Origin of the sequence: Hydrogenophaga sp. PAMC20947 (genome assembly GCF_004795855.1) — a bacterium.
Classification (GTDB): domain Bacteria; phylum Pseudomonadota; class Gammaproteobacteria; order Burkholderiales; family Burkholderiaceae_C; genus Hydrogenophaga.
On sequence record NZ_CP039252.1, the window covers coordinates 1973442 to 1993908 of the forward strand.

The 20467-nt window shown below is 61.4% G+C and carries 20 protein-coding genes; 14 read left to right on the forward strand and 6 right to left on the reverse strand.

Annotated elements, in window-relative coordinates:
• Positions 1 to 32 precede the first annotated feature (32 nt).
• Positions 33 to 797: an ectoine/hydroxyectoine ABC transporter ATP-binding protein EhuA gene (ehuA, locus tag E5678_RS08825; RefSeq protein ID WP_210732051.1), complete on the forward strand. Its 765-nt coding sequence runs from the start codon at positions 33 to 35 to the stop codon at positions 795 to 797.
• 17 nt (positions 798 to 814) lie between these two features.
• Here ehuA and E5678_RS08830 read toward each other — a convergent pair whose 3' ends face one another.
• The 5 genes from E5678_RS08830 to E5678_RS08850 form a co-directional block, all read right to left on the reverse strand.
• Positions 815 to 1786, reverse strand: coding sequence for an AEC family transporter (locus E5678_RS08830; RefSeq protein ID WP_136178174.1), 972 nt, complete (start codon positions 1784 to 1786; stop codon positions 815 to 817).
• A 14-nt stretch (positions 1787 to 1800) separates the two neighbouring features.
• On the reverse strand, positions 1801 to 2709 hold the full coding sequence (locus tag E5678_RS08835; RefSeq protein ID WP_136178175.1) for a DUF1932 domain-containing protein: 909 nt from the start codon (positions 2707 to 2709) through the stop codon (positions 1801 to 1803).
• 134 nt (positions 2710 to 2843) lie between these two features.
• A complete protein-coding gene (locus E5678_RS08840; RefSeq protein WP_136178176.1) occupies positions 2844 to 4160 on the reverse strand; it encodes a TRAP transporter large permease in 1317 nt (438 codons plus the stop codon).
• 6 nt (positions 4161 to 4166) lie between these two features.
• Positions 4167 to 4688 carry a TRAP transporter small permease gene (locus E5678_RS08845; protein WP_136178177.1) on the reverse strand — a complete coding sequence of 174 codons (522 nt, stop codon included), beginning with the start codon at positions 4686 to 4688 and terminating at the stop codon, positions 4167 to 4169.
• A gap of 232 nt (positions 4689 to 4920) precedes the next feature.
• Positions 4921 to 5961, reverse strand: coding sequence for a TRAP transporter substrate-binding protein (locus tag E5678_RS08850; protein WP_136178178.1), 1041 nt, complete (start codon positions 5959 to 5961; stop codon positions 4921 to 4923).
• Positions 5962 to 6220: 259 nt separating this feature from the next.
• Here E5678_RS08850 and E5678_RS08855 point away from each other — a divergent pair, with 259 nt between their 5' ends.
• The 7 genes from E5678_RS08855 to E5678_RS08885 all read left to right on the forward strand — a co-directional run bounded on the left by E5678_RS08855 (position 6221) and on the right by E5678_RS08885 (position 12661).
• Positions 6221 to 7009 carry a crotonase/enoyl-CoA hydratase family protein gene (locus E5678_RS08855; RefSeq protein WP_136178179.1) on the forward strand — a complete coding sequence of 263 codons (789 nt, stop codon included), beginning with the start codon at positions 6221 to 6223 and terminating at the stop codon, positions 7007 to 7009.
• 82 nt (positions 7010 to 7091) lie between these two features.
• Positions 7092 to 8945, forward strand: a complete 1854-nt coding sequence (locus E5678_RS08860) for a feruloyl-CoA synthase (protein ID WP_136178180.1) — start codon at positions 7092 to 7094, stop codon at positions 8943 to 8945.
• Positions 8946 to 9021: 76 nt separating this feature from the next.
• Positions 9022 to 10269, forward strand: a complete 1248-nt coding sequence (locus E5678_RS08865; protein WP_136178181.1) for a thiolase family protein — start codon at positions 9022 to 9024, stop codon at positions 10267 to 10269.
• A gap of 152 nt (positions 10270 to 10421) precedes the next feature.
• On the forward strand, positions 10422 to 11186 hold the full coding sequence (locus tag E5678_RS08870) for an SDR family NAD(P)-dependent oxidoreductase (RefSeq protein ID WP_136178182.1): 765 nt from the start codon (positions 10422 to 10424) through the stop codon (positions 11184 to 11186).
• 10 nt (positions 11187 to 11196) lie between these two features.
• On the forward strand, positions 11197 to 11616 hold the full coding sequence (locus E5678_RS08875; RefSeq protein WP_136178183.1) for an acyl-CoA thioesterase: 420 nt from the start codon (positions 11197 to 11199) through the stop codon (positions 11614 to 11616).
• Positions 11617 to 11745: 129 nt separating this feature from the next.
• On the forward strand, positions 11746 to 12168 hold the full coding sequence (locus E5678_RS08880) for a MarR family transcriptional regulator (RefSeq protein WP_348770375.1): 423 nt from the start codon (positions 11746 to 11748) through the stop codon (positions 12166 to 12168).
• Between the two features lie 124 nt (positions 12169 to 12292).
• Positions 12293 to 12661, forward strand: coding sequence for a winged helix-turn-helix transcriptional regulator (locus tag E5678_RS08885; RefSeq protein ID WP_136178185.1), 369 nt, complete (start codon positions 12293 to 12295; stop codon positions 12659 to 12661).
• An 18-nt stretch (positions 12662 to 12679) separates the two neighbouring features.
• Here E5678_RS08885 and E5678_RS08890 read toward each other — a convergent pair whose 3' ends face one another.
• Positions 12680 to 13531 (reverse strand): fumarylacetoacetate hydrolase family protein, encoded by an 852-nt coding sequence (locus E5678_RS08890; RefSeq protein ID WP_136178186.1) that lies wholly within the window; start codon positions 13529 to 13531, stop codon positions 12680 to 12682.
• 144 nt (positions 13532 to 13675) lie between these two features.
• Here E5678_RS08890 and grpE point away from each other — a divergent pair, with 144 nt between their 5' ends.
• From grpE to E5678_RS08920, 6 genes are all read left to right on the forward strand, one after another.
• The gene (gene grpE / locus E5678_RS08895; RefSeq protein ID WP_136178187.1) at positions 13676 to 14251 is read left to right on the forward strand and encodes a nucleotide exchange factor GrpE; all 576 of its coding nucleotides are present in this window, start codon (positions 13676 to 13678) and stop codon (positions 14249 to 14251) included.
• Positions 14252 to 14381: 130 nt separating this feature from the next.
• Positions 14382 to 16322 carry a molecular chaperone DnaK gene (gene dnaK, locus E5678_RS08900; protein ID WP_136178188.1) on the forward strand — a complete coding sequence of 647 codons (1941 nt, stop codon included), beginning with the start codon at positions 14382 to 14384 and terminating at the stop codon, positions 16320 to 16322.
• A 97-nt stretch (positions 16323 to 16419) separates the two neighbouring features.
• Complete coding sequence (dnaJ, locus tag E5678_RS08905) at positions 16420 to 17556, forward strand: molecular chaperone DnaJ (protein ID WP_136178189.1); 1137 nt, start codon at positions 16420 to 16422, stop codon at positions 17554 to 17556.
• A 250-nt stretch (positions 17557 to 17806) separates the two neighbouring features.
• Positions 17807 to 18115: a c-type cytochrome gene (locus E5678_RS08910; RefSeq protein ID WP_136178190.1), complete on the forward strand. Its 309-nt coding sequence runs from the start codon at positions 17807 to 17809 to the stop codon at positions 18113 to 18115.
• An 18-nt stretch (positions 18116 to 18133) separates the two neighbouring features.
• Positions 18134 to 19471, forward strand: coding sequence for an FAD-dependent oxidoreductase (locus E5678_RS08915; protein ID WP_136178191.1), 1338 nt, complete (start codon positions 18134 to 18136; stop codon positions 19469 to 19471).
• Between the two features lie 183 nt (positions 19472 to 19654).
• A complete protein-coding gene (locus tag E5678_RS08920; RefSeq protein ID WP_136178192.1) occupies positions 19655 to 20407 on the forward strand; it encodes a PAS domain-containing transcriptional regulator in 753 nt (250 codons plus the stop codon).
• Positions 20408 to 20467 lie beyond the last annotated feature (60 nt).

The window sequence follows — 20467 nt, forward strand, 5'->3', positions numbered from 1 at the left end:
GCGAGGCTGGTGCAGTGCAGGCAACGCCGCCCATGGTGCACTTCGAAAAAGTGACCAAGCGCTACGGGCCACTGACCGTGCTCGACCAGCTGGATCTGGATGTCGCGCCCCATGAAAAGGTGGCCATCATTGGCCCGTCAGGCTCAGGCAAGACCACCGTGTTGCGGATGCTGATGACGCTGGAAACCATCGACAGCGGCCTGATCTCAATTGATGGCGAGCCACTGACCCACATGCCCCAGGGCGACCAACTGGTGCGCGCCAATTCAGCCCACCTGCGGCGCATGCGCGGCCACATTGGCATGGTTTTCCAGCATTTCAACCTGTTCCCGCACATGACGGCGATCAAGAACTGCATGGAAGCACCGGTGACGGTGCTGGGCCTGAGCAAAGACGAGGCCTATGCGCGCGCAGCCGACCTGCTGGCCCAGGTGGGCCTGGCCGACAAACTCGATCACTACCCTTCTCAACTCTCTGGCGGCCAGCAGCAGCGCGTGGCGATCGCGCGTGCATTGGCGATGCGGCCCAAAGTGATGCTGTTTGACGAGGTGACCTCTGCGCTGGACCCTGAGCTCTGCGGCGAGGTACTGGCTGTGATTCGCGACCTCGCTGCCGAGCACGATCTGACCATGCTCATGGTCACACACCAGATGGGCTTTGCGCGCGAATTCGCTGACCGCGTGTGCTTCTTCCACGCTGGTCGCATCGAGGAACAGGGTCCAGCCCAGGCCCTGTTCGAAAACCCGCAGAACGAGCGCACACAGCAGTTCCTGCGGGCCGTTATGGACGCGGTTTAAGGCGCCGCCCGTTCAACTCAGGTCAGCCAGCCAGCGCTGTGGCGCATGAGCCAAAGAATGGCACTCAGGCTGAAGAACGAGGCCGCCGTTGCGACCAGCAAGGCGGCCGCACTGAAACCTTCGAAACCATGGCGACCCGCGAGCAACGAGTAAATGCCCAGCATGGGCATGGCAGCCGACAGCACGGCAGCAGCGCGCAGCTCACCCTGCAAAGCGGGCAAGCCCAGCAAAGGCAACAGCATGATGGCCGTCCAAACCGCCAGAGGATGCAGGAACAGTTTGCCTGCGGCGATCGCACCCACCTGGCGGCGCATGCCCCTGATGGGCAAATCCACCAGATTGCCCCCGATGATGAACAGCGCCAGTCCGCCACTCGCGGCAGCAAACAGGTTCACGGTGCGGCTGATGACTGAAGGCAGCTGCCAGCCCAGCAGCGACACCAGAAAACCCAACACAATCGCAACGATCATGGGGTTGCGCGCAAGTCTTTCTGCGGTCTGTCGCAACACCAACGCAGGCGATGGCCGTTCGCCCACATGGGCACCGGCGTCGGCCAGCGTGAACAGCAGCGGCAGCTTGATCAGGTTTTCCACAATCAGGTTAAGCGCCAGAATCACACCCGCCAGTGGCCCGAAAATCAACAGCATCACCGGGTAACCCACATAACCGCTGTTGGAACAGGACATGCCCATGGCGACGTAGGCACTCTCCGTCAACCCCTTGCCGTTCAGCCGGCGCGACCACCAGATCGCACCCAGCAACACGCTGAGCGAACCCACGGTATAGGTCAGCAAATAGGCCGGGTGCATCACCTCGACCAGCGGGCGCGAAGCGAGCGCATTGAACAGCAGCGCAGGCAACGCAATCTGGATCACGAACTTGCCAAACACCCGCATGTCGGCCTTGCTGAAAAGGCTCCAGCGCACGCTGGCATAGCCTGCGGCGATGCAGAGGTAAATCGGGCCGGTGATGGGCAGGATGTCGAACATGGCAGCGGGTTGCTTCAGTCGTCGTTGGCGGCCTCGCCGCGCGCCGCCATCAGTCGGTCGGCATAGGCTTGCCAGGTCGGCTCCGGGCCCAGCGCCTGAAAACGCCCAGCCTCCGATTGAGCCGCCATCCAGTCGTGTTTCTGCGCAATGGCAGCGGCCATGAAGGGCTGAAAACCGGCTTCCTTGACGGTCAGCGCCGCTTCACGCATTTCCTCTGCGCGGCGCCGGCCATGTTGGGCCACACGGCTGAAGAAATAGCGGCCCTGTCGCGGCCAGTCGATGTCGGGGAAAGTCTCCTGCAGGCTGGCCACAACAGCGCCTTCGACGCCGTAATGCCGCGCAGCCGTGAAGCTCTCGATCACCAGCGCCTCCATGCCCTTGATCATGACGCTGCGGCACATCTTGGTGGCAGAGGCCACGCCCAGCTGTGCGCTGGCAACGCGGGCCTCCAGCCCGATCGCCTGCAACGCAGGCAGCAACCGCTCGGCGTGCGGCCCCCCCAGCAGCATGGGCACGCGCACACCATAGGGGGGCACCGAGGTCATCACCGCGGCCTCCAGGTAGTGCGCCCCCGCTGCTTCGATCAAAACCGCCGCTTGTTGCTTGGTTCCGGGCGAAGCGGAATTCATATCCAGAAAAGCACAACCCGGGCGAATGTGCCTGGACGCATCCGTTGCCACTTGCAAGGTCTGTGAGGCGGTGACGGCGGAGATGATCAGGGAAGCGTTTTCGCAAAGCCCGGCCATGTTGTCACACTCTTGAACACCTCCCTGCCGGGCATGGTTCAGTGCGTCGGCCTTGGCCGCTTCTTCATTGAACTTCACATCCCAGGCACACACCCCGTCCATGGTGGCCTGCAGGCCGGCTCCAAAGATTCGCCCAACTTCGCCGTATCCGATGAGTCCCAGATGAAAATTGGCCATGTGTTGATTTCGCGGGATGATTCAGTAAGAAGCGGAAAAGACCGCGAGGGGAAACAGCCCATGGGTCAATACCTGGTCTCCCCACACCTGCCCTCGCAGCCCCATGTCACGGGGCACGGGGCGTGTGCGCACCCCTAAAAGCGCAAAACAAACAGGGTGATGGTCGGGAATGCCACCAGGATAACGGTGCGAATGACGTCGCTCGCCACAAAGGGCAAAACCGCACGGTAGGTTTGGGTGATGGGCACATCGCGTGCCATGGAATTGATCACAAACAGGTTCATGCCCACGGGTGGCGTGATCAGCCCCACCTCCACCACGATCAGCACCAGGATGCCAAACCAGATCGCAAACTCTTCAGGAGGCAAGCCAAAATCCAGCGCGGTCACGATGGGGAAAAACACGGGAATGGTCAGCAGGATCATGGACAGCGAATCCATGAAACAACCCAACACCACATACAACAGCAGAATGGCGATCAGCACCACCGTGGGGCTCACTCCCCATGACGCCACGGCGTTGGCCGCTTCTTGCGGCAGTTGCGACAGCGCCAGAAAGGTGTTGTAAACACCGGCCCCCAGCACGATCATGAAAATCATGCCCGTGGCCATGGCGGTTCCCAGCACCGCACCCTTGAACGTTTTTCCGTTGAGCCCACCACTGAACCAGGCCGACAGTCCCGTGCCAAACGCGCCAATGGCCGCGCCCTCGGTGGGTGTGAACAGGCCGGTGTAGATACCGCCCACCACCGAAATAAAGATCACCAGCACCGGCCAGACTTTCACGGTGGCGGCCCAACGCTCCTTCATCGGCATGGGGGCCATCGTGCCCACTTCATCGGGCTTGAGACGCGCGTACAGCGCAATCACAATCATGTACCCAATGGCCGCCAGCAACCCCGGTACAAAAGCAGCCAGGAACAGCTTGGCAATGTTCTGCTCGGTCAGGATCGCGTAGATCACCAGCACCACCGAAGGTGGAATCAGGATGCCCAGCGTGCCCCCTGCGGCCAGGCAAGCGGTGGCAATACCACCCGAATAGCCCGCGCGCTTGAGCTCAGGCAAAGCCACCTGACCCATGGTGGCAGCGGTGGCCAGCGAAGAACCGCAGATCGCACCAAAGCCGGCGCATGCGCCCACGGCCGCCATGGCCACTCCACCCTTGCGGTGACCGATCCAGGCTTCGGCGGCTTTGAACAGGGCCTGGGACAAACCGCCCAGCGCCGCAAACTGGCCCATCAGCAAGAAGAGCGGAATCACAGACAGCGAATAGCTGGAAAAGGTGCTGTAAGTCACCTGTTTCAACTGGCTGAGGATAGGCATGTAGCTGCCGTACACCGCCCAGGCGCCGGCCAGGCCACAGACCAGCATGGACAAGCCAATCGGTACACGGATGAAAATCAGAAACAGCAGGATCGGGAAAGACCAGACAGCGAGTTCGATGTTGCTCATGTTGAATCAGTGCCCAGCGTTCGTTTCGATTGACCAGCCAGCGGGCTCTGAAGCCAGGCCCAGCCGCGTCAAGGTCTTGGCCAAGTAAGCCAGGCAGCCCATCACAGCACCCACCAGACACAAGGCGTAAGCCCACCAGACAGGCATCTGCAAGATGAAGGTGGTCTCCGTGTACTCCTTCTTTTCCAGCATGCCTTGAAAGAGCATCCAGGTCATGATCAGCCACACGCCCAGCATCAGCAGATCGCTGACCAGGTCGATGGCGTTTTGAGCCCATTTCGGGGTGTGCATGTAGAGCAGATCCACCGTGGCGTGTCCACCGCGCAGGTAACACCAGGGCATGAAGAAGAAGATGGCGATGCCCACGCCCACTTCCACCAGCTCGAAGTCGCCGGGCACGGGCCCCAGGCCAATGCCGATCAATGCCCGACCCGTCACGCTGGCCACCACCATCAACATCAGCGCCACCAGCACCACACCACCGATCCACGCGGCCCAGCGGGCCGAACGGTATATCAAATCAATCATCCAGAAATCCTTTGAATTCAGGTGCTACCGCAGCCATTGTCTCCCCTCGTCCATGCGGCCCATTGCGGGCTGGGCAGACTCGCCCATGGCCGCCGATAAATATTTCTTATTGTTAAATAGATTCCGCTAAACGAAACTATTGAGCATAACCGACCTGCCAGTTTTCACTGGCCCAGGCACGCAAAAAAAACCAGCCACCTGTGCTCTGAAGGTGGCTGGCGATGAGCGAAAATTACTTGCTGTACTTGACGATCAGCGCACGCGCGGCCGTGGCCAGCTTGGCGCCATCGATGCCTTTGGCTTTCACCTCATCCACCCACATCGTTTCCACGTCGGCCGCAGTCTTGCGCCAGCGTTGGGTTTCCGCAGCGTCCAACGCAACGATGTTGTTGCCGGCCTTTTCAGCCAGTCCGCGTCCGACCTTGTCGCCTTCGTCCATCGCACGACCGAACATGGCCGCGGTCTCGATGCCGGAATTGTTGTCGATCACCTTCTTCAGATCGGCTGGCAGCTTGTCGTAAGCAGCCCGGTTCATGGAAAACGCAAAGGTCGAGTTGTACAGCCCGTGATTGCCCGCAAAGGTGGTGTGGTTCTTCACGATTTCCTGCACCTTCACCGCAGGCACCACTTCCCAAGGGATCGTCGTGCCATCCAGCACTCCTTTGGACAAGGCCTCGGTCACCGCAGTGACCGGCATGCCCACGGGCGTGGCCCCCAATTCGGTCAGCATGTTGTTGATGATGCGCGAGCCGCCGCGAATCTTCATGCCCTTGAGGTCTTCCAGTTTGGTGATCGGGTTCTTGGTGTGGAACAGCCCAGGTCCATGGGTATGGACCGCGATCAGCTTGACGCTCTTGAACTCGTCAGCGGCATAGGTTTCCACGTACTCCTGGATCGCTCGCGACGAGGCTTCGCCAGTGGTCGTGATGAAAGGCAATTCAAACACTTCGGTCTTGGAGAATCGCCCTGGGGTGTAGCCCAGCACGGTCCAGGTCAGATCCACCACGCCGTCGCGTGCCTGGTCAAACAACTGCGGCGGTGTGCCCCCCAGCTGCATGGTGTTGTACATCTGGATCTTGATCTTGCCACCCGATTCTGTTTCCACCTTTTTGGCCCACGGCGCGATGGCCTTGGCCGGAATGGTGGCCTGCCCAGGCAGGAACTGGTGCAGCCGCAGCGTCACCACTTCTTGCGCCATGGCCGCACCACCGAACAAGCTGCTGGCGGCCAGCCCCAAGGCCATCAAGGTCCCGCGTCTATTCATGAAATTCATCGTTGTCTCCTATTGAAATACAGACCGGGACAAAACCGGCCCGGGGTCACACAAAACACTCGTCACTTTCACACTTACGCCACTGTGAACCGGTCGGGGTCAAGCATCCAGCCCTGACAGGCTCTTTCAGATATGCCAAGGCGGCATCTCTGCTCCGGCTCAGGGTAAACACCAGCAAAGAAGGGGATCTGCTGCCTTGATTTAGTTATTGTTTATAACAATAATGGCGGCATTCAAGCATCAGGAAAACCCTAGCACCATGACAAACCGAAACCCCGATCTCAGCCTGCGCCTGGTGGGCGAACAGTCCGAAGTGGCCGTGGTCACGCTCAACCGCGCCGCCAAACGCAATGCCCTCAACGACGGATTGATCCTCGCCCTGCGCGACCTGTTTCAAAACCTGCCGGAGGGCGTGCGCGCCGCCGTCGTCCATGGGAGTGGCGACCACTTTTGCGCCGGCCTGGACCTGTCTGAACTCAGCGAGCGCGATGCTGCCCAGGGGGTCTTGCATTCCCGCATGTGGCACAGCGCGCTGGATTGCGTGGAGAAAGGCACCGTGCCCGTGATCGCAGCCCTGCACGGCGCGGTGGTCGGCGGCGGGCTGGAGCTGGCCAGCGCCTGCCACATCCGGGTGGCGGACGAGTCCACGTTTTACGCCTTGCCGGAGGGCACGCGTGGCATCTTCGTGGGCGGTGGCGGCTCGGTGCGCGTGCCCAAGCTCATCGGCGTGGCCCGCATGACCGACATGATGCTCACAGGCCGGGTCTACAACGCCGCAGACGGTGAGCGCATTGGACTGGCTCAGTACCTGGTGCCCGGTGGCTCGGCACTGGACAAGGGCATCGAGCTGGCCACACGCATCGCCGCGAACGCACCCATGACCAATTTCGCACTGATGCACGCGCTGCCGCGCATCGCCGAACAACCCGCGGACCACGGTTTGTTCACCGAAGCGCTGATGGCGTCTGTGGCGCAGAGCGCGCCCGAGGCCAAAGCCCGTGTTCGCGCTTTTCTCGAAGGCAAGGCCGCCAAGGTACAGAAGTCCTGAGTGCGCTCGCCGCTGCAGCGGCCCATCCAAGCCGGTTTCCAAGCCCCCTGCGTCAAAAACCAAAAAGCTTTCTGGAGACAACATGACAAGCGCCCGATACCGCCCCATGACATTCGGCGTCACCCGTGCCATCCTGCGCGATGGCGCCACCGGCACCCACTACCTGCGCGCGGAACAGGCGCTGCCGCCCTACCCTGAACGCCTGACAGACCGCCTGGTGCACTGGGCCAAAGATCGCCCGGACCAGACCCTCTTCGCGCGCCGGGAAAAGCATGCCGACGGCAGCAGCGGCAACTGGACGCACATCAGCTTCGCCCAGGCACTGGATGCCGCACGCCGCATCGGTCAGGGCTTGCTGAACCGGGGCCTGTCGCCCGATCGGCCGGTGCTGATCCTCAGCGAAAACGACCTCGAACACGCCCTGCTGGCACTCGGCTGCCTGTACGCAGGCGTTCCCTATTGCCCCACGTCGCCGCCCTACTCCCTCATCAGCCAGGACTACGACAAACTCAAGCATGTGGTCAAAACGCTCACGCCCGGCCTGGTCTTCGCCGCTGATGGTCAGCGATACAGCCGCGCCATGCTGGCCACCCTCGACGACAGCGTGGAGCTGGTCACCACGCACGGCAGCGTGCCCGGACGCAACACCACTTCATTTGCCGCCTTGATGGCCACCGAACCCACGCCTGCCATCGATGTGGCGATGGGGGCGACGGGGCCGGACACGATCACCAAATTTCTCTTCACATCGGGGTCTACCAAGATGCCCAAGGCGGTGATCAACACACAGCGCATGTGGTGCGCCAACCAGCAACAAATGGCCGCTTCCATGCCGGTGCTGACGGAAGGCCCGCTGGTGCTGGTCGACTGGCTGCCCTGGAACCACACGTTTGGTGGCAACCACAACTTCGGCATGGTGATCCACCATGGCGGCACGCTCTACATCGATGATGGCAAACCCACGCCCGCCCTGATCGGTGAGACGCTGCGCAACCTGCGCGAAATCTCACCCACGGTGTACTTCAACGTGCCCACCGGTTTTGAAGCCATTGCCAATGCGATGCAAACCGATGAACAACTGCGCAAGACTTTGCTCGACAAGGTCAGGATGTTTTTCTATGCGGGGGCCGCCCTGGCGCAACCCATCTGGGATCGCCTGTTCGAGAGCCAGGAACAAGAAATCGGTGAGCGCATCGTGATGTGCACGGGTCTGGGCATGACCGAGTCGGGCCCATTTGGCCTTTTCGTCACCAGCCCCGATGTGAAGGCCGGTGACCTGGGTCTGCCCACCCCCGGTCTGGAGCTGAAGCTGGTCGACACCGGTGGCAAAACCGAAGTTCGCTACAAAGGCCCCAACATCACGCCCGGCTACTGGCGCATGCCCGCAGAAACGGCCGACGCTTGCGATGAAGAGGGTTTCTTCAAGACGGGTGATGCGGTGAAATGGATCGATGAAACCGACATCCACCTGGGCCTGAAGTTCGACGGCCGCATCGCCGAAGACTTCAAACTGGCGACCGGCACCTTCGTGAGCGTGGGTCCGCTTCGCGCCAAAATCATCGCGGCCGGCGCACCCTTCATTCAGGACGCGGTGCTCACCGGCATCAACCTCAAAGAAGTCGGCGCCATGGTCTTCCCCACACCCGCCGTGCGCTCCCTGGCTGGCATGCCCGCTGAGGCATCGATGCACGACGTGGTGGACCACCCGGCTGTGATTGCTCATTTCCAGACCGTGGTCAACGACCTGGCCAGCGCGGCCACCGGCAGCGCCAACCGCATCGCCCGCCTCTGTCTGCTCGCCGACCCACCCACCATCGACCGTGGCGAGATCACGGACAAAGGTTCAATCAACCAGCGCGCTGTGCTGACCCACCGGGCCGACACCGCCGCCAAGCTGCACGCGGATGAACTGCACTTCATCCTCAAACCCCAGTAGTCACCCCGCGCTCCGCTTGCGGCACCTCGACCACAGACACAGCAACCCGATACGAATCGATTGAAAGGAAACACGAATGGCAACCAAAGGCTTCTTTAATGCATTCAATGACGTCGTCATCCTCGACGGTGTGCGCACACCCATGGTGGACTACTGCGGCGCACTCGGCCACATCTCCCCCACCGACCTCGGCATCAAAGCAGCACGCGAAGCGCTGCTGCGCTCTGGCGTATCAGGCGTCGACATCGGATCCGTGATCACCGGAAACATGGCCCCCGGCGACTTCGATCAATTTTTCCTGCCGCGCCACATTGGCCTGTACGCGGGCGTGCCCGTCGAGGTACCAGCCATCATGACGCAGCGCATCTGCGGCACCGGCTTCGAGTTGTTCCGCCAGGCCGGCGAGCAGATTGAGGCAGGCGCCTGCGATACCGCGCTGGTGGTGGGCACCGAAAACATGACGCGCAACCCCATCGCCGCCTTTGACCACCGCACCGGCTTCAAGCTGGGCGCCCCGGTGGGATTCAAGGACTACATGTGGGAAGCATTGAAAGATCCTGCGGCCGGCATCAACATGATCCAGACCGCCGAAAACCTGGCCAAGAAATACAGCATCAGCCGCGAAGAAGTGGATGGCTTTGCATCGGCTTCGTTCGCCAAAGCAGTGGCCGCACAAGCCAGCGGCTTCCTGGCTGGCGAGATTGTTTCGGTGATCACCGAAAGATTTGAACTCGAAGGCTACGAGCCACGCGGCATCAAGCTGCAAGGCAAGCTCACCGAGGTCACCGCCGACACCCACCCGCGCATCTCACCGGCGGAAGTACTGGCCAAACTGCGCACAGTTTATGAGGGCGGCGTGCAGACAGGTGGCAACAGCGCCGCGCTGGTGGACGCAGCGGCGGCTTGTGTGGTGAGCTCGGGCGCCTATGCCAAAGCCCGGGGCAAGCAGCCGCTGGCGCGTGTCGTTGCAGCCGCTGCCGTGGGCGTGCCCCCTGAAATCATGGGCATCGGACCGGCACCGGCCATTCGCCTGCTGCTGGAGCGCACAGGCTTGAAGCTCAACGATATCGGCCGCTTCGAAATCAACGAAGCGCAAGGGGCTCAAACGCTGGCCGTGGGCCGCGAGCTGGGCCTGGACCTCGACAAGCTCAACGTCAACGGTGGCGCCATTGCGCTGGGACACCCACTGGCCGCCACGGGCGTTCGTCTCACGCTCACGCTGGCGCGAGAGCTGCAACGCTCAGGCCAGCGCTACGGCATCTCCAGCGCCTGCGTCGGTGGCGGTCAGGGCATCGCCCTGCTGATCGAAAACACAAGTATTTAGGCCCACCCCTGCGCCGCGCTTGCAGCGCGTCACCCCCTCAAGGGGGCAACGCTGGCCGACCGGCGAAGCCGGGTCGGCGGCGTTCTCGCAGAGCCCCTTCCCTACTCCCTCCCTTCCTTCATTCCTTCCCCAATCTCAAATAGGAGCATCTGATGAAAATCCAAGGACATGCCGCACTCGTCACCGGTGGAGGCTCCGGCCTCGGTGAAGCCACCGCCCGCGAACTCGCCCGCCTGGGCGCCAAAGTTGCGGTGCTGGACGTCAACCTCGACAACGCCAGGCGGGTCGCCGCCGACATTGGCGGCATCGCCTGCGCCTGCGACATCACCAACACCGAGAGCCTGCAGGCCGCCATTGACACGGCGGCGGCGGCCCACGGCCCGGCACGCATCCTGATGAACATCGCAGGCATTGGCACCGCCAAGCGCGTGGTTGGCAAGGATGGCTCGCCCGCGCCACTCGAAGACTTCGCCAAGGTCATCAACGTCAACCTCATTGGCTCCTACAACGCCAGCCGGCTGTTCGCAGCCGCCTGCGTCAAGCTCGAGCCGATGGAAGACGGCGAGCGCGGCGTGATGATATTCACCGCGAGCGTGGCCGCCTTTGATGGCCAGGTGGGCCAACAGGCATACAGCGCATCCAAAGGGGGCCTGGTGGGCATGACGCTGCCCATGGCCCGGGACCTGGCCCAGCACGGCATTCGCGTGTGCACCATCGCCCCCGGCCTGTTCGCCACGCCGCTGATGCAGCAATTGCCCGAACCCGTTCAAGAATCACTGGCCAAAAGCATCCCCTTCCCTTCCCGCCTGGGCAAGCCCGAAGAGTTTGCCGAGCTCGCCGCCCACATCGTCACCAACGGTCACCTGAACGGTGAAGTGATCCGCCTGGACGGTGCCCTTCGGATGGCACCACGCTGAAAGCCAAACCATGACCAAAACAGTGATTTACGAAGTGGACGTGATGTTCGGCGACTGCGATCCCGCAGGCATCGTGTTCTTTCCGAATTTCAGCAAATGGATGGACGCGTCGTCCTTGAACTTTTTCGTGAGGTGTGGCGTGCCACCCTGGCGCGAACTCGTGAAAACCACCGGCATCATCGGCACGCCCCTGCTGGAAATCCACACCAGGTTCAAGCGCCCCGCCACCTACGGCGAACGGATTCAGATCCACACCAGCGTGAGCGAATGGCGCGACAAGGTGTTTCTCCATCGCCACGTGGTGCAGCGTGGTGACGATGTACTGTGCGAAGGCAGTGAGACGCGCGCCTTTTGCGTGAGAGATCCAGCCAACGCCGACCGCATCAAGGCAATCCCGGTGCCCGCAGACATTCGCGCGCTGTGCACCTGAGATGGACCACAACGCCAGGCGCTATGCTCTGATCCCATGGTCAAACCGTCCCCGTCCCGCCCTCGCTCCGCCGCCAAACCTGCAACAGCGCCCGCACAACAGGCGGCATGCACAACCCCGGACGCACCCTTGGACACCCACTACCTGGAATCCCTGCTGGGCTACAACGCGCGGCGCGCGGCCCTGGCGGTCATCGGTGTCTTTCTGCAGCGCATGGAGCCCTACGGCCTGCGCCCCGTCGATTTCTCTGTGCTGACCCTGATTGCACACAACCCCGGCGTGACGTCTCGCCAGATCTGTACGGCGCTGGACATCCTGCCCCCCAATCTGGTGGGCATCGTAAAAAGCCTGCAATCCCGGGGATGGATCGTCCGCCGGCCCCACCCGACCGACCGCCGAGCCCAGGGCCTGCACCTGACCGAGGCAGGTCGACTCCTCCAAAGCCAGGCCCAGGTCACCGCCACCCAGCTGGAAAACGACGCGGCCAGCCCTCTGACGGCCCGGGAGCTGGACACGCTCAAATTGCTGCTGCGAAAGGTTTACCAACGCTGAGCCCGATGGTCGACAATCGGGGTATGTCCCAAGCCAAAGCGGGTCCAATCGGATGCAACATGGAAGGAAGCTAGAAAACTGCTAGCAACCATTCCAATTCCCGCCCACGCAGGAGAGCCACCGCATGAGCGCCAAAGACAATGCCGCCGTGATCCAGTTGTTCGATTTGCTCGAATCGCGCTATGCGCTTCGGGTGATCTGGGCCCTGTCCGACGGCCACCCACAAACCTTTCGCCTGCTGCAAGACAGTGTCGGTGGCGTGACGCCCAATACGTTGAACACCCGCCTGAAGCAGTTGCGCGCAGCGCGCTTGGTCGAACACGGTGGAGACGGCTACCGCCTCACCGCCCAGGGCACTGATCTGGCCCGACGCCTCACGGATGTGCAGCTTTTTGCCAGCCGGTGGTCGCAGAACCAGGCCCGCGCCGCCATCCTCGCTGGCGGCCAGACCCCTCCCCCCCCGGCTGGCGCGGCCAACCGAAGCCCTGGCTGAGCGTCCCGCCGGATGGCGTCAGCCCGCGGGGCTGGGCACCACCGTCTGGCGCTGCTCTCCGAGCCCGCGACCACCCAGGGTGACCACGTCACCCACCCGCAAATAGACCGGTGGCTTCATGCCCATGGCCACACCCGGAGGGGTGCCCGTGGCAATGACGTCGCCGGGCTGCAGCGACATGAAGCGGCTGAGGTAGCTCACGATGAAGGCGGCACCAAAAATCATGGTGCGGGTGTTGCCCGTCTGCCGGCGCTCCCCATTGACATCCAGCCACAAATCCACGTTCTGAACGTCACCCAGTTCGTCAGGTGTGATCAACCAGGGGCCAATCGGGCAATGGGTGGGATAACTCTTGCCCTTGGCCCACTGCCCTTCCATCTCGATCTGGTAGGCGCGCTCGGACACGTCGTTGACCAGGCAATAGCCGGCGATGTGGTGCAAGGCTTGGGCCTCACTCACATGAAAGGCGCGCTGCCCGATGACGATGCCCAGCTCGACTTCCCAGTCCAGCTTTTCAGAGCCCGGCGCCAGCCAGATGTCATCCAGGGGACCACTGATCGCCCCGTTGTGCTTGTTGAAGACAATGGGCTGTCCAGGCGGTTTCAAGCCGGCCTCGGCCGCATGATCGGCGTAGTTGAGTCCGACACAGACCACGTTGCCCACACCGCCCACGCAGGCTCCCAGCCGGGCGCCCTCGGCCACGGTTGGCAGGCTGGCCGGATCCAGGGCAGCCAGTCTGGACATAGAATCAGGCGCTAAGGTGGCTGGACTGATGTCCGCCACCACGCCCGAAAGATCGCGCAACACCCCGTTGGCATCGATCAGGCCGGGTTTCTCAGCGCCGCGCGCACCATGGCGAATCAGTTTCATGGGTGGATCCTGTGAAAAAGCAGCATTTTCGCCCTGCAACCCGCTTTTGCGCCCATCGGCCACTTGAAAACATTTTTCGTGAACCCATATAGCGCGTATGGCCTTTGATGGCCTCGCCCTTATTTCGACCAGGACAACGACCTTATGAGCCAGAAGCCGCCCACCCATCCCACGCCCTTTGAACCCGAATCCGCTGAAAACGCGCCGTTCTCGCTGGAAGAAAATTTGGCTGGCGCTGCGACCGCCGAGGTGGACGCGCTGGCAACCCTGACCAACGAAGTCAGCAACCTCAAGGCCCAGAACACCGATCTGGCCGAGCAGTACCTGCGCGCCAAGGCCGAAGCTGAAAACACCCGGCGCCGAGCCGAAGAAGACATGAGCAAGGCCCGCAAATTTGCTGTGGAGAGCTTTGCCGAAAGCCTGCTGGCCGTGACCGACAGCCTGGAAGCCGGCCTGGCGATCCAGGAAGCCACCCGCGAACAGCTGCGAGAGGGCACGCAAGCCACGCTAAAGCAGCTCAAGAGCGCGCTGGAGCGCCACAAGGTGGTGCAGATCGATCCGGCCAAGGGCGCCAAGTTCGACCCCCACCAGCACCAGGCCATCAGCATGGTGGCTGCCGAGCAGGAGCCCAACACGGTGGTGTCCGTGCTGCAAAAAGGCTACCTCATCGCCGAGCGCGTGCTGCGTCCGGCTCTGGTGACTGTGACGGCGCCCAAGTGAGCTTGCTGGCGTGAAACAGGGCAGCTGACGTACTTTATCCACAGCTTTCCACACGCCACCCACTTGAAATCCACACAGTTATCCACATCTCTTTAACAGTTTCAATTCAATCTTTTTCGGAGCAGAAAAAATGGGAAAAATCATCGGCATCGACTTGGGCACGACCAATTCCTGCGTGTCCATCATGGAAGGCAACACCACCAAGGTGATCGAAAACTCGGAAGGTGCACGCACCACGCCGTCGATCGTGGCTTACCAGGAAGACGGCGAAGTGCTGGTCGGCGCGAGCGCCAAGCGCCAGGCCGTGACCAACCCCCGGAACACGCTGTACGCAATCAAGCGATTGATCGGCCGCAAGTTCACGGAAAAAGAAGTGCAGAAAGACATCAAGCTGATGCCTTACTCCATCGTGGCCGCCGACAACGGCGATGCCTGGGTGGAAGTGCACGGCAAGCAGCTCTCGGCCCAGCAAGTCTCGGCCGACATCCTGCGCAAGATGAAGAAAACCGCCGAAGACTACCTCGGCGAGCCCGTGACCGAAGCCGTGATCACGGTGCCGGCCTACTTCAACGACGCCCAACGCCAGGCCACCAAAGACGCCGGCCGCATTGCCGGCCTGGATGTCAAGCGCATCATCAACGAACCCACCGCTGCCGCCTTGGCCTTTGGCCTTGACAAGCAGGAAAAGGGCGACCGCAAGATTGCCGTGTATGACTTGGGTGGCGGCACGTTTGACGTGTCCATCATCGAAATCGCCGACGTCGACGGCGAGAAGCAGTTCGAAGTGTTGTCCACCAACGGCGACACCTTCCTGGGTGGTGAAGACTTTGACCAACGCATCATCGACCACATCGTCACCGAGTTCAAGAAGGAACAAGGCGTCGACCTGACCAAAGACGTGCTGGCCTTGCAGCGCCTGAAAGAAGCCGCTGAAAAAGCCAAGATCGAGCTGTCCAGCTCGGCCGCCACCGACGTCAACCTGCCCTACATCACAGCCGATGCCTCGGGCCCGAAACACCTCAACATCAAGCTCACCCGCGCCAAGCTGGAAGCCTTGGTTGAAGAGCTGATCGAGCGCACCATCGCCCCTTGCCGCACGGCCATCAAAGACGCCGGCATCAACGTCAATGACATCAACGACGTGATTCTGGTCGGCGGTATGAGCCGCATGCCCAAGGTGCAGGAAAAGGTCAAAGCCTTCTTCGGCAAAGAGCCACGCAAAGACGTGAATCCCGACGAAGCCGTGGCCGTTGGTGCTGCCATCCAGGGCCAGGTGCTCTCCGGTGATCGCAAAGACGTGCTGCTGCTCGACGTCACCCCGCTGTCGCTGGGCATCGAGACCATGGGTGGCGTGATGACCAAGATGATCGCCAAAAACACGACCATCCCGACCAAGTTCGCACAGACCTTCTCCACCGCTGAAGACAACCAGCCCGCCGTGACCATCAAGGTGTTCCAGGGTGAGCGCGAGATCGCTGCCGGCAACAAGGGCTTGGGTGAGTTCAACCTCGAAGGCATTCCTAACGCACCGCGCGGCATGCCCCAGATTGAAGTGTCCTTCGATATCGACGCCAACGGCATCCTGCACGTGGGCGCCAAGGACAAGGGCACCGGCAAAGAAAACAAGATCACCATCAAGGCCAACTCAGGCCTCTCCGAAGAGGAAATCCAGCAGATGGTGAAGGACGCCGAGCTGAATGCCGCTGACGACAAGAAAAAGGTCGAGCTGGTCCAGGCACGCAACCAGGGCGAAGCCATGGCGCACAGCGTGAAGAAGAGCCTGGGTGAGCACGGCGACAAACTGGAAGCCGCAGAGAAAGAAGCGATCGAAGCGGCGATCAAAGATGTCGAAGAAGCCCTCAAAGGTGAAGACAAGGCCGATATCGAGAGCAAGACCGAAACGCTGATGACCGCCAGCCAGAAGCTGGGCGAGAAGGTCTACGCAGCGTCCCAGGCCGAAGCGGCTGCAGCGGATGCAGGCGCCGACAGCCAGGCAACAGCTGGCAACAGCAGCCAGGCGGCTGACGACGACATCGTCGACGCCGAAGTCAAGGAAGTGAAAAAGACTTGATCGTCGTCGCACTCCCGACCTGACCGCTTCCGCCGCGTCCGGGCACTGCAAAGTGGCCTGACGCGGCGTTTCTATTCATTCAGTACAGCAAGAGACCATGGCAAAACGCGACTTTTACGAAGTGCTGGGCGTCCCGAAAAACGCCTCGGACGACGAGATCAAAAAGGCGTATCGCAAGCTGGCGATGAAGCACCACCCGGACCGCAATCAGGGTGATGCTGCCAAGAGCGCCGAAGAGAGATTCAAAGAAGGCAAAGAAGCCTACGAAATGCTGTCGGACCCGCAGAAAAAAGCGGCTTATGACCAGTACGGTCACGCCGGCGTTGACCCCAACATGCGGGGTGGTGCGGCCGGTGGCGGCGAAGGCTTTGAAGGCTTCTCGGGTGCCTTTGGGGATATTTTCGGCGACATCTTTGGCGGCCAGCGCGGCCAACGCAACGGCCGTCAGGTCTACCGGGGCGCCGACCTGTCCTACGCCATGGAGATCGACCTCGAAGAGGCGGCTGCGGGCAAGGAAACGCAGATACGCATTCCCTCGTGGGACAACTGCGACACCTGCAAAGGCAATGGCGCCAAACCCGGCACAAGTGCCAAAACCTGCGCAACCTGCCACGGTCAGGGCGTGGTGCAGATGCGCCAGGGCTTCTTCAGCGTTCAGCAAAACTGCCCGCATTGCCACGGCACCGGAAAGATCATCCCCGAACCTTGCGTCACCTGCCAGGGCCAGGGCAAGATCAAGAAGCAGAAGACGCTGGAAATCAAAATTCCTGCCGGCATCGACGACGGCCAGCGCATCCGCTCCACCGGCAACGGCGAACCCGGCCAGAACGGTGGTCCATCGGGCGATCTCTACATCGAGATTCGCCTGCGCAAACACGACATCTTTGAGCGGGAAGGCGACGACCTGCACTGCCAGGTGCCTGTGAGCATGACCACCGCATCGCTCGGGGGTGAAATCGATGTGCCCACGCTGCAAGGCAAAGCCACCATCGACCTGCCCGAAGGCACCCAGAGCGGTAAAACGTTCCGCCTGCGCGGCAAGGGCCTCAAGGGCGTGCGCAGCAGCTATCCCGGCGATCTTTACTGCCACGTGGCAGTGGAAACCCCGGTCAAGCTCACCGAGCACCAGCGCAAGCTGCTCAAGGAGCTCGACGAGTCGTTCAAGAAAGGTGGCCACAAGCACAGCCCGAACGACAAGGGCTGGTTTGAGAAAGCCAAGAGTTTCTTCAGCTGATCAAGCGCTGCAAAGCTGTAACAAGAGGGCGCCGAGCAATCGGCGCCCTTTTTTTTATTCCCCACTGCGTGGCAACCGCCAACCCGCTCCTGCGGCAGGACTGATCCGTCGCAGCATGCACCGGTCCATGCCGCCGCCTGCCTCTCCAAAAGGTTACACACGCCAAGGTTCCCTTACAGGCCAATAGCCCAATAATCGTTTCACACCCATCGGCACTCTTGCGCATGGGGAACTGTAAGAGGAGAACCGCATGGCACAAGCCCATCTCAAACTGGTTGCTTCAATCTCACTGCTTGCGTGTTGCGCGAGCGGCAACGCGCTGGCACAAGAAAGCCCTGTCGGGCGCCTGCTGGCCTCCAACTGTTTCCAATGCCACGGCACCAATGGTCGAGGTGGTGAGTTCGGATCGATCGCGGGGAAATCGAGAGGCGAGATCTACAAAAAACTTCGGGAGTTCCGCGCGGGCAAGGAAGGTCAGGGAATCATGGCCAAGCACGCCAACATCTACACCGACGAACAGATGCGGGCCCTCGATCAATGGCTGTCCGCACAGCGCTGAACTCAACGGAGAACGATCATGGACAGAAGACATTTCATCGGTTCTGCAACGGCTGGCTTGTTGGGTGGCACCTTGTCGGCCTGTGGCGGAGGCGAAGACGCGGCCATCTCCGCCGGCGATGCCCCTGCAGCAAAATCTCTTTCCAGCGTCAGCCGCCTCAATGAGCTGGCCCCCGGCAGCGCTGGCAAGTCACGCGTCATTGTGATTGGCGGCGGCATGGGGGGCGCCACCGCGGCCAAATACCTGCGTCTATGGGGCGACGACATCGACGTCACGCTCATTGAGCGCTTACCGACCTACACCTCCAGCATCATGAGCAGCTTGGTGCTGTCGGGCCAGCGCAGCCTGCAAAGCCTGCACTTCAACTACGACAAACTGCGCAGCCTATATGGCATCACCACCGTCTTTGGCAACGTCGTCAGTATCGACCCGGTATCGGTCAGGGTCACGCTTGCAGACGGCTCCAGCTACTCCGCCGATCGCATCGTGATGGCACCCGGTATCGCCTTCGACACAATTCCCGGACTCGGAACCTCGACAGCCATGCCCCACGCATGGATTGCGGGCCCACAAACGGCGCTGCTGGCCAAACAGCTGAGCGCCATGCCCCGCGGCGGCGTGGTGCTCCTCACCATTCCAAAAATGCCCTACCGCTGCCCGCCCGGCCCGTACGAGCGCGCCTGTCTTTTGGCCGATTGGCTCAAGCAAAGAAAGCCCGGTTCCAAGCTCATTGTTCTCGACGCCAATCTCGACATCGTCACAGAGAAAGACAACTTCACCAGTGCCTTCCTGGGATTGCACGGCGATGTGATCGAGTACCGGAACAATGCCGAGATCACAAGCGTCGACCCAGGCACCATGACACTCTTTACCACCGCCGGCACCATACGCGGCGATGTGATCAATTTGATTCCACACCAAAGAGCCGCTGCATTGATAACCGAATCAAGCCTGAACAATGCAACCGAAAAACGGTTTGCGGGGGTTGATGTGCTGAGCTATGCCAGCACGGTGGCAGGGGCAGAAAATATTCACATCATTGGCGACGCCAGCGCCACGACCCAGCCGAAGGCTGGCCACATCGCCAACCAGGAAGCCAAGGTGTGCGCGGACGCCATCTGCCGGCTGCTCGCCGGTGGCGCACCCGACCCGGCGCCGGTGACCCACTCCGCTTGTTACTCCACCATCACAATGAAAAAGGCATCGTGGCTGACGGCGGGGTACCAGTACGACATCGGGTCCGCCTCCATGCAGGCTGTGGCAGCCAGCTCTGGGGCCTCCAATGGATGGAGCGGTGACAGCTTTGATGAAATGGGCGAGTGGTTTCAAACATTGATGGCCGACACCTTTGCTTGACACCTGCGCGCCCAACGAAGAGAGCAAGCCCCATGCACAAGCGTTGCAAATCCTCCCGGTCAAACCAGCCACAAGCATTCCATACGACTGACCAAGGCCTATCGGCTCGGGACACCTGAAACGGCAGCATCTCGGTTAACCTCTTTGCCGGCCAGCCGATTTCGACTGGCGAGGAGATTGCCGATGGATGCCCAGGTTGCGACCCAATCGCCCCTGTACCTGTTTGAAAAGTTCGAAGTGGGCGTGATCCACCTCGACGCCTCGCGTACCGTACTGGCCATGAACGACTTCGCCCGCAAGGTGTTGCCCGTGGGCGAAAAGGAACCCTTCAACAAACTGGTTTCCTCTTTCCACCCAGACCGGTCCAGGCCCAAGGTCGACTTCCTGCTTGATCAGGCCTCGAGCTGCCCCATGGTCAGCGCGGTCCCCATGACCATGATCATCAACATCCCCGAACAGGTGCTGTTGATCAAGGTCACGCGGTTGGGCGACCACCTGGGCAAGACAACCGGCTTCGTCCTGGTTTTTTACGATGTCACCCAGGTCGTCAGCCAGCCAGGGCCAGCCGCTGGGCCGCCGTCGACCAGTTTGCGGTTGACCCGCATCCCCATGGTGGCGAATCAGAAGGTGGCTTTCGTGGACACGGCTGAGGTGCTGTGTCTGGAGTCCCAGGCGCACTACACCCGGGTGCTCACCCGCAGTGGATACCACTTTTGCAACCTCAGCATTGGCGATCTTGAAACCCGACTGGATGCGTCGCAATTCAAGCGGGTCCACCGATGTTTCATCGTCAACTTGCGTGCGGTCGCCGAGCTGGGGAGAGAAGGCTCCAAGACACACATCATTCTGGAGGGCAAACCCCGAGAACCCATTCCCGTCTCCCGCGGAGAGGTCGCCAAGCTGCGGGCCGCCCTGGGTCTCATCGCACGCTCTTAGTCCAGTGAAAATCAAGGGTATCCCCCAATCATGGGACATACCCTGATTGCGCATATTCCC